The following is a 10164-nucleotide window of genomic DNA, read 5'->3' as shown; positions in this document are numbered from 1 at the left end:
GGATTTGGGTTTGTAAATTTTGGATTTTGTCTTGTAATTCGTTGATTTTGTCCATTTTTTGTCCTTTTGTTTTGTTTGACTTTAAAAAACTTTTTTGGCATAATGCTTGTTTAAGAGTTTAAAAGGAGATAATCCCTTTTAGTTAAAGCCCTAGATGATATACTTAGGGCTTTCTCTTATTCTTTCGCATACGCCGTTACTATCCATTTATTTTTTAGACTTTCGCCATTCCAATTTTGCTTCAATAACACTTTATGCCCCTTGTAAAATATCTGCGTGGCTTCGTTTTTTCTCATTTTTACTTCGCCGTTTGTGATAATATTGTTTAATATTTCTGCGGTTATTTCAGGGTGTTTTTTCTTAATTTTTGATAGTCCATACCCCTGTATATTACCATTTTCACTTTGCCATACTTTGCCCCATACCAAATCAATATCGCCAATATCTTGCCTATAAAAAGCACCAGCGACAAAACCATTTTTGACTTGTGATAAATGGTTAAAGGCTTTTATGCCTTGCCCTCTAAAATCCTCATAATTAGTGCCAAATGCCTGTGCTAGTTTTTGATTTTCCATATTTTTGCCTTTAGCAAGTTTTTGATTTGACATTGTAGCTAAATTGCTTTGATTCTTAGCGTGCTTGGTTTTGATTCTCTCTAGCAAGGCTTTTGCTTTTGGGTTTGTTTGCGCTTTTTTGGCTAAAAATTGCAATGACTTACTGCCTAGCGCACCGCTTGCAAATCCTAGCGCGAAATTCTGCGGGCTAAAGCCTGTTGCGTTGCCATTTTCATCATACTCTAGCCCTGCTATGCTTCCGCCTAGCACGCCTCCCCCTAAAGTCGCGTTTGCGTGGTAGATATTTGGATTGCTAGAATCAAATGTGCCTTTGCTAGACTTTTAGATTTTTGCATTTCAAAAAATAATAAATCGTTGTGGATAATTCCTTAGACAATTTTGCTAAGTCAATTTTCTTTATCCTCGTTTTCTAAGCCTAACTCTTTTTTGTTTATCGTCAAAAACGAATGAATCACATTTATTAGTTGTGATTCAAATTCTGTGAGTTTTTGTTCTTTTCTCATTGTTGCTCCTTACTTAAAATCAAAGTAAGGGATTTTAGGCAAAAAGCGGAGGTAAAATAAAGTGGCTAGATTTTTGGGGAGTTGGTTTTTGTGTGTGGATTTTGGGGGTTGGTTTTAGATTTTAAATTTGACTTTTTGGGTAAAAAGTTTTATAATGCACTTGACTTTGGGTAGGATACTATCTAATTCAAGGACGGGCTAATAACCCGATGACTTGTAGCGGTTTTTTTGCCGTTAGTTGCCCCAAAGTCATTTTTTAAACTGCTTAAAATTTTTGTGTTTCAAAATATCCCCTTTTTCAAAATACATTGTTTTAAAAGCTAACTCATTAGCACCTTTTCTAACACTTTCAATTATTACATAGTATCCATTTATTTGTTTCCCGCTTAACAATACATCTATGCCTAGATTATCTTTTTCTATTGTGTGATAATCTGCATTGTCCGCATATTCTGTAAAATTTTTTATTTTTTCAAGCGTTACAGGCTCTTGCATACCCTTTTTGACAAAATGACTATTTTTTCCGTGTCGTCTTAGCGTGTGATTTATCTCACTTGCTGAAATTGTGCGTTTGACTTTTGGATATTTAAACCCCAGCTCTTTTGCTCGCGCTTCAGGCAAAATATCTATGGCTATTTTTTTATTATTGTTTTTTGCCCATTCTAAAATCCCCTCGCTTATGTTGTGTTTGCCTATGATGAGCATTTCTTGCCCTTTTTGTGGGCTAGATTCTAATGCTTTGATAAGTTCTTTTTCGCTCACTTGTTCCCCTTTTGATAAAGATGGGATTATATCGTTTTTTATGTGTATTTTTTCTAAAAGTTCTTTAGCTCGCGGGTTTGTCTTAGCAAGTTTTTCTAGCCTTTTTGCGCTAGTTTGTAGTCCTTTGCTTGCTAGCGCACCGCTTGCAAAACCTAGCGCGAAATTCTGCGGGCTAAAGCCTGTTGCGTTGCCATTTTCATCATACTCTAGCCCTGCTATGCTTCCCCCTAGCACGCCTCCCCCTAAAGTCGCATTTGTGTGATAAATGTTTGGATTGCTAGAATCAAATATCTTTTTCGCACAAAATCGCGCATAGCTTTTTACGATTTGTGTCAATAAACAAAAAGCTATTTGTTTGTTTGTCATAAATCTGCGTGTAGCCAAAATCCTCTAATGCTTTGGCTTCGCTAAATATTTTTCTTTCATTTTTTGGCTCTACACCGCTTGGCACTTCATCGCTTTTGATAGCTTCTTTAAATATTCTATCTAGCTCATCTCTAAACTCTTTTTTACTCATCTAAAATCCTTTTTTAGATTTTTGAGTGTAGATTTTAGGCAAAAAGCGGAGGTAAAATAAAGTGGCTAGATTTTTGGGGGTTTGGTTTTGGGTTTTTAAATTTGACAAATAAACATAATTTTTGCTAGAATTTGTATTAAATCTGCTGTGAGATGCTCTCAGTTGGAAGAGGCGCGATAAAAATCGCGGTATGTTAGGTTCGATTCCTATCCATAGCGGATTTTATATCTATCTTTTTATACTGCTTTTTATGTAAATCATTTTTACTTGCTTGCTTGGCTATAACGATAAAATTTCCCATTTCATCAATGTTAAAATGTAAAAAAGCCAAATTCTCGTCATCTAATTTATGTGTTATAAAAAAATTTTTTATTTATTCTGTCTATGTATGCTTCTTGTGCGGTCTTAATGATTTGCGGGAATGCTTTTATAGTATCAATACTTAAATTTTGATTAAAACTTCTTTTTCTTTCAGGTCGAAAATGACTTAAGTTATTTTTCATTAAAAATACCTCGCCATTATTAAAGCCTAATGCTTTTTGTAAGCCATCGTCTAGTGTGGCAATTTTTACGATATTAGGTGCATTTTTGAAGTCTTTATGCGTCAAAATTGTATCTATAAAATTGCTATACTCATTTTGATTGAGCATTTTTAAATTATCAACTTTATATTTTTTCAAAGTTTTAAAAATTCTAAAATCTTTATTTAACAAAGTTTTTTCCTTGTTTTTGATTGGGATTATATCGTTTTTTATGTGTATTTTTTCTAAAAGTTCTTTAGCGCGCGGGCTTGTCTTAGCAAATTTTTCTAGCCTTTTTATGCTAGTTTGTAGTCCTTTGCTTGCTAGCGCACCGCTTGCAAAACCTAGCGCGAAATTCTGCGGGCTAAAGCCTTTTATGTTGCCATTTTCATCATACTCTAGCCCTGCTATGCTTCCCCCTAGCACCCCTCCCCCTAAAGTCGCGTTTGCGTGGTAAATGTTTGGGTTGGTAAAATCAAATGCGCTATCCATTAAAAAACATACGCCTTTATAAAATTCTTAGCAAATTCGGGCGCGATTAAAGACTTCTCAACTTGGCTAAGTCTTTTTTGATTATGTCGTTTTAAGCTGGCATTATCATTTCTCATAACCTTATTCTTAATATTGTAGCAAGGCAAAAGAGTATCCATTTGCTTTGGCTCGCAGTTAAAAAACCAAAACGCAGTGGGCTTTTTGTAATTATCCCCCATTTGTGTCCTGTCTTTTATAATCACTTGCGGTTCAAAAGGAAAATAAGTTTGCAAATAATTGCTACCGCCTACATTGTAAGGATTTTCTAAAATCATCTTTAATCCGCGCGTATAACAAATCGTTATCAAATTGCAAAGCGTGCTGTAATAATGTGCTATTTCATTACTAATTTTCTTTGTGTATTCTAGCCTTTGTAGTGGCGTGTAGTTTTTCATACCACTATGTTGGCATTTGGCATTAACGCTATTTTTTTCTACAAAGCGCGTGCAAGGGAAAAAGGCAAAAATCAAATCATCGGGCGTGATTTTATCAAAGATAGTGTTGCAATATAAAATCTTATCATTGCGTTTTTTGGCTTGCATAATGTTAATTTCATTTGCAATCTCTGCAAATAAATCAATCTTAAAATCCGTCTTGCCAAAATCATTTTTTATATCAATATCATAGGCTTCATAGCCTAAATCTTGGCATACGCCCTTAAAAGTCCCGCTTTGTTCAAATAGGCAATAGATTTTCATTGTTTGCATTATTTTGCTCCTTACTCAAAATCAAAGTAAGGGATTTTAGGCAAAAAGCGGAGGTAAAATAAAGTGGCTAGATTTTGGGGGAGTTGATTTTGGGGATTTTGGGTGGTTTTTTTGTGTGGATTTTTGGGGGTTGTTTTTAGGTTTTAAATTTGACTTTTTGGGTAAAAAGTTTTATAATGCGTTTAATCCCTCCCAAGAGACTAATTTTTATGTTACTCCACTTATACTGATTAGTTCTCTTAATGTGCCTTTGGTGTAGTGGTTACAAGGGTATAGAGGGATTATTCATTTTTAACATAAAGTATATTTTCATCTGCTAATTTCTGCATTTCTCTTATTCTTGCTCCGCTGTTGTCAAGGTAAAAAGTCTTAAAATCCACTTTGCCATTTTTGTCAATTCCTATACCAAATAAGCTCATAACATTTTCGTTTTTGTCTAAAAAAGGTTTAAAAAAATAGACGCTATCTCGTCCTTTTGAATCGTTTTTAGCAATAAAAAGCGGGTCTCTAAAAGTGTCAAAGAAAGCGGATTTTATATTGTCTCGGTTTGTTTTGTAAGTGTTATCATAAAAATGCCTATACGCATAAGACATATTAACCTTTACTTCTTTATAAGGTGTTTTGATAAAACCAAAATTGCCCTGTGTATCACTAAAAAGGGCTTTAAATTCTTTTGTGTTGCTAAAATTTTGTTTTGGCATAGGCATAGCGTAGGGTCGCAATGATTCCTCACTCATTTTGCCCTTAGAATCTAAAAATTTATCTAGCTTCATTTGATTTTGTCCTTGTGGTTTTTGTGGCTTGATTTTATCAATTTGTGGATTTTGATTTGGTATTGTAGCTAAATTGCCTTGATTCTTAGCGTGCTTGGTTTTGATTCTCTCTAGCAAGGCTTTTGCTTTTGGGTTTTTATTGGCAAATTTTTCTAGCCTTTTTATGCTAGTTTGTAGTCCTTTGCTTGCTAGCGCGCCGCTTGCAAATCCTAGCGCGAAATTCTGCGGGCTAAAGCCTGTTGCGTTGCCGTTTTCGTCATACTCTAGCCCTGCTATGCTTCCACCTAGCACGCCTCCCCCTAAAGTCGCGTTTGCGTGGTAAATGTTTGGGTTGCTAGAATCAAATGTGCCTTTATTTGCAACGGCTTTGATTTGATTGCTATCAAAGACAATAAATGTATCTGCAATTTTTGTATATGTTTCATCTTGCGCATTGTCATCAATGATATTTTTATAAATTATTCCATCGTGTTTTTTTCTGTCAAATCCTTGCACTATTTCGCTTACAGCATCATCGATTCCAGCATTGTAGCTTTTGCCTCCAAAATCTACTACAAAAGGTTTTTTAATCTTTAAAAAAACCTTTTTTATCACTTCGTTATCATTGTGCGTGTAGCCTTTTGCCACTTTTTTATCAGTAGAAAAATAAAATCCAAAAGGCAAATTTGCAGCATTGTGTTCATAATGTCCTCGCGCAAAATGCGTATCAAAAATCTCAATATCATCTCCCTTTGCGACTCTTGCGCCGTGATAAAATTCTCTTGGCACTCCATTTTCATCTTTTGTTAAGCTATGAGAATCTTTCATAAAATCAAGTAAATTGACTATTTTTGTATCGCCAAAATTCTTGTATTTTCTTTTTGTTGCATAAAAAACGCCATCTTTTTTTATTGTTGGCGTGTTTAAAAGCTCTTTTATAGCCTCATTCATAGCCTCTGGCGATATTTTTGCACTTACAAAAATATCATCGCCATCGATTCTAAAATCATTTCCCTTTAGGCTAGAATCTTTTTTTATGTAGGTGTTATAGATTCTATCCCGTGCGCTTTGTGGCAAATGAAAATCTGAAAATTTACTTTCTAACATATCAAGCAATCTACCATCAAAATTGCTGTATGTTTTTATTTTTTGCAATCTTGGCAAAAAGTCTAATGTATTTTTGTATTTTTCACTAACTTTTGGATTTTTAAATTGAAAATTTTTGTCTTTTGGTAAATTTCTATTGCTATAAAATGTTATAATATCCTCGTTAGCGGAGGGCAGGGATTCGTTGCCACCGCTAATCTCTCTCACTACCAACCTAAAATTTACCCCTTTTTCATCTTGCCATTCATAAATTTTGCCTGTGCCATCGTTGTATGGATTACCAAATTCTTTTATATATTTTCGTGCATTTTGTCCTATATTTTTAACTTCATCAGGCGTTACATAGCCCACTTGCGCTGTATCTTGCGTGTGTTCTAGTTTTATATGTGCCCCTCCCTTTTTCTTGTCGCCTTTTTGTAGCAATATCGCTTCATCAATCTTTTGTAAATCTTTATAAATCGTTGCTTTATGCTCGCCTTTATACACCACGCCATAAATTGCTTGTTGCTCTTTTTCTAGCAAGTCTTGCGCGCTATTTTCTAGCGACTTTATCGCCTCTTTTGGTTCATTTATCCACGCCCGAGAATCCAGCGCGTTTGCAAGGCGTTTGCCTAAAGCGATTTCTAGCGCGTTTTGGGCGTGTTTGGGTAGGTTTTTTTTGTGTGAGATTTTGGGGAGTTGATTTTAGATTTTAAATTTGACTTTTTGGGTAAAAAGTGCTATATTTTTAACATAAACCGATAGTTGATGCTCTCAATGTGGTAGAGAGCTGGGCTTATGTAGCTTGTGATATTGTGGGTTCAACTCCCTCCTTCTATCGGTTTCTTATTCTTTAATATTCTTTTATCAGCTTTTTTTGCGGTAACAATAAAGTTTCCATTGTTATCTGCTTTGAAATGCACAAAATTCATCATTTGTTCATTATTCTTGTCTGCGAAAGTAATAAAAAATCCTGTTTTATCTTTGTATGCTATTTTAGCGTTGTTTATGACTTTTGGCAGTTCTTTTATTTCGTTAATGTCTAATGCTTGCCTATATTTTGATTTTCTCTCTGGTCGCAAATGTGCTAATGCGCTTTTTAACATAAAAACCCTGTCGCCATACAAGTTTAACGCCTTTTTTAATTCGGCATTTATTGTAGCGATTCTTTGTATATTTGGTGCTTTTGCATAGTTTTTGCTTAATACATTATCTACAAAAACATTAAAATCATCTTGAGTGCTTAATGGTAAATCACTTAGATAATCCTTTGTTTTTGTGTTCATTTTTATATGCTGATGTTGCATTATTTTACCTTGCTGGTTATTTTTGTTCATTATTGTATCCAAATCTATTTTATTATCCGCGTTGCTTAGTGCTAAATTATTCTCATTGCCAAAATACAAAATTGTGTCATCTTTTGTCTTTGGTGTTGATTGCAAACTATCAAAAACGATTTTATCATTTGGGTGTGTTTTTAAATAATTATGTCGTCTTATCCTGTTGGACACATATCTTGCCTCTGTTTCGCCGTGAAGTGCTTCATAGGCTTGGTATTGCGAACTTATGCCACTTCTTTCCTCTATTTCTAAAAAACTTTCTAGCTGTTTTTTGCTTGCTAAATCTAAAGCAATATTAGGGTTTCCACCTTTTGCGAAATTTTCTATATCTTGCACGGCGTGCTGGATTTCGTGGTAAAGTGTTGGTATTAAATCTTTTTCGTCATCAAACTGCGATAAATTTAATCCTATATTATCATTCAAAAAGGAGTCTTTATGCTGTTTTTTAAAATAACCAAGCCATTGTGTATTTAGTTCGCTGTGTGTGCTTACACAAATATTTTGCAAATCGGGGTAAGCCTTAAATAGTTCATCATCTTGCAAAAAATCTTTTAAATAAAAATATCCTTTTCCTTGTTGTTGCAATTCTAAAAAATCTTTTTTTAAGTTGCCACCAGCAGAGTTTATCTCAAATTTCCATTTGCTGTCTTTGTCGTAATACCAGCCTGTTTTTAGCCAAATTTCATCATCACTTTTGCCCGCTTTTAGCATAGATTTTGCTTTTGCTAGTTTTGCTTTGTTTGTGCCTATGGCATTTTCGCCTGCAAAAATAAAAGCCCTTGTATCCATCGCACGCATCAAACTTTTAGAAAATAATGACTCTAGCGTGTCTCTTGTGTATGCGGGCAAATTGGAGTTTTTTAGCTCTTGGGATATAAAATCCCCGCTTCTTTTTGCGAAGTCTAATGCCTTTTGTCGTAGTTTTGGGGATTTTAATGCCATTTGTGTGGCTTTGCTAGTGATACCCCCTGCGATAAATCCTGCTAAAAACTTTTCAGGGCTAAAGCCTTTTATGTCGCCGTTTTCATCATACTCTAGCCCTGCTATGCTTCCACCTAGCACGCCTCCCCCTAAAGTCGCGTTTGCGTGGTAGATGTTTGGATTGCTAGAATCAAATGTGCCTTTATTTGCAACGGCTTTGATTTGATTGCTATCAAAGGCGACTGCTATGGGTATTCTTGCGTTTGTAGTATTTTTTACAGAATATATCCCATCATAGCCTGCTTTTTGGATTTTGCCGATAAAATCTTTTGCTTCTTGCGTATAAGAATGAGATATTAGGATTTTGTAAAATTTATCTGCGTTGCTAAACAAATTATCAACTTGCCACGATTTTTTCATTTCCTCTACAAAATCTTTGCCAAAAAGCACTTCAAAATCCGCCTCTTTTAGATTGCTTTGCGGCGATAAATCTAGCGGGTTTTTTATATGTAAAAATACTTCGTAATTTTTACCTAAAGTTTGGGCGTAATTTTCTGCAAAATCTTTGTCCGCACTAAACCAAAATCCTAAGCCCGTCTCATCTTTTGCTTTATTAAAAATCGTAATGTCATCTGCCCTGCTTCCGTGATAAAAGATTTTGGGTGTGCCATCGGCGTTTTTGGTTAGCTCGTGGCTATCTTTGTGCCATTCAAAAATATTTTTTGCCCACGCTTCGTCTTTGTCAAATTTTTGCGCGATTTTTGGTATAATTTCATTAGCAGGGTTGTTGGGTTGAGCCGCTCCCTCTGTAAAATTAGCGGCGGTTGCTTTCTCGCTAATTTCCTTGCTATTATCAAATGCAGTTACAATCCATTTGTTATCCCCTTTTTTTATTCCATTCTCATTCCAGCCATTATTTATTCCTATAATAAAATCATTATGCGTTATGTTGTAGCCATTGTGTGTCTTGCTTACTTCGCCCTGCGTGATTATTTCTTGCATTCCATTTGCTAGCTTTTCTTGTGGATTTGCCCCTGCAAAGTCGCTAAAATCTGCCAAATGTTTATCTAGGATTTTTTGCAACCCCATTTTTTCATTGCCCCAGACTAAATCAATATCACTTAGCTTGCCATCGATTTGTTTTTCAAATGCCCCTGCGACTTGTCCGCTAAAATCCTCCCCCGCTTCTTTTGCCACGCTTGCTTCGGCTAGCAGTTTTTGGATAGCCCCTTTTCCGTCTTTGTAAAATTCCGCATAGTTGTAGCCAAAATCTACACTAGGTTTTATGTCGTAATAAAACTCGCTCCATTCTCTTGTTTGTATAATTGTTTGATAGTCTTTTAAATTTCTTTTGGCTAAATCATAATCACTCAAAGTTTTGTCTTTTAAGTCATAAAAAGCGTTTTTTATAGATGCGTTCCACGCGTTGCCTTTGTCAGCAAAATATCTCTCGCGTCTTGGTATTGTATCATCCGTTTGTGCTAAAGTTGTGCGGATATTTTGAATATCATTTTTTAAGTTTCTTGATTTTTCTGCAAGGTTTCTTATTCTTTGTCGTCTTGAGTTGTTACTTTGATTTGGTGGCAAAGATATTCCATTTAATGTTGCTTCAGTTTTTTCTAATTCTTGTTGTTTTTTTGCCATCAAAGTTTTTAATGTTTTTATCTTTTTTTTCTGTGCTGGTGTGGGCTCGGGCAAATCTTTCATCAAAGTAATGCGTTGTATTCTTTGCATTTCTCTTAAAATATTATCGTTAGGTGTTTGTAGTGTGGCTAGATTCTCTTTTGGCATTGTCTGTGTGTTTGTCGGGCTTGGCTCGCTAGAGAAAAGACTAGGCTCATCTTTTGGGTTTTGATTTTGTGGTGGCGTGTTTTGCGCTGTGGTGTCAATGTCTTTGCTTAGATTTTGATTGTTTGTGCTTTGCGCAGGCGTGCTTTGATACCCTCCCT

At 35.2% G+C, this 10164-nt stretch carries 7 protein-coding genes; all 7 read right to left on the bottom strand.

Features of this window, described 5'->3' with window-relative positions; genetic code table 11:
* Positions 1–176 precede the first annotated feature (176 nt).
* Positions 177–824, bottom strand: a complete 648-nt coding sequence (locus ACWIUO_RS12915) for a putative barnase/colicin E5 family endoribonuclease (protein WP_454178301.1) — start codon at positions 822–824, stop codon at positions 177–179.
* 503 nt (positions 825–1327) lie between these two features.
* Positions 1328–2206 carry a PBECR3 domain-containing polyvalent protein gene (locus tag ACWIUO_RS12910; RefSeq protein WP_454178300.1) on the bottom strand — a complete coding sequence of 293 codons (879 nt, stop codon included), beginning with the start codon at positions 2204–2206 and terminating at the stop codon, positions 1328–1330.
* On the bottom strand, positions 2124–2357 hold the full coding sequence (locus ACWIUO_RS12905) for a hypothetical protein (protein WP_454178299.1): 234 nt from the start codon (positions 2355–2357) through the stop codon (positions 2124–2126). The genes ACWIUO_RS12910 and ACWIUO_RS12905 overlap by 83 nt, the downstream gene beginning before the upstream one ends.
* Before the next feature lie 347 nt (positions 2358–2704).
* Entirely contained in the window at positions 2705–3370 is a 666-nt protein-coding gene (locus tag ACWIUO_RS12900; RefSeq protein WP_454178298.1) for a hypothetical protein, read from the bottom strand.
* On the bottom strand, positions 3370–4116 hold the full coding sequence (locus ACWIUO_RS12895; protein ID WP_454178297.1) for a hypothetical protein: 747 nt from the start codon (positions 4114–4116) through the stop codon (positions 3370–3372). Before ACWIUO_RS12895 ends, ACWIUO_RS12900 begins: the two co-directional genes overlap by 1 nt.
* 281 nt (positions 4117–4397) lie before the next feature.
* Positions 4398–6497 (bottom strand): ADP-ribosyltransferase-containing protein, encoded by a 2100-nt coding sequence (locus ACWIUO_RS12890; protein ID WP_454178296.1) that lies wholly within the window; start codon positions 6495–6497, stop codon positions 4398–4400.
* Positions 6498–6775: 278 nt separating this feature from the next.
* The coding region (locus ACWIUO_RS12885; protein ID WP_454178295.1) for an ADP-ribosyltransferase-containing protein at positions 6776–10164 on the bottom strand (3389 nt) is incomplete at its 5' end.

The organism is Helicobacter sp. T3_23-1056, from assembly GCF_053654535.1.
Note: the sequence above shows the minus strand (reverse complement) of the source record. Positions and strands in the feature narration are given on the sequence as shown.

Coding starts and splice junctions, on each gene's coding strand:
- ACWIUO_RS12910 (WP_454178300.1), bottom strand. CDS start 2,206: ATGACAAACAAACAAATAGCTTTTTGTTTATTGACACAAATCGTAAAA.
- ACWIUO_RS12905 (WP_454178299.1), bottom strand. CDS start 2,357: ATGAGTAAAAAAGAGTTTAGAGATGAGCTAGATAGAATATTTAAAGAA.
- ACWIUO_RS12900 (WP_454178298.1), bottom strand. CDS start 3,370: ATGGATAGCGCATTTGATTTTACCAACCCAAACATTTACCACGCAAAC.
- ACWIUO_RS12895 (WP_454178297.1), bottom strand. CDS start 4,116: ATGCAAACAATGAAAATCTATTGCCTATTTGAACAAAGCGGGACTTTT.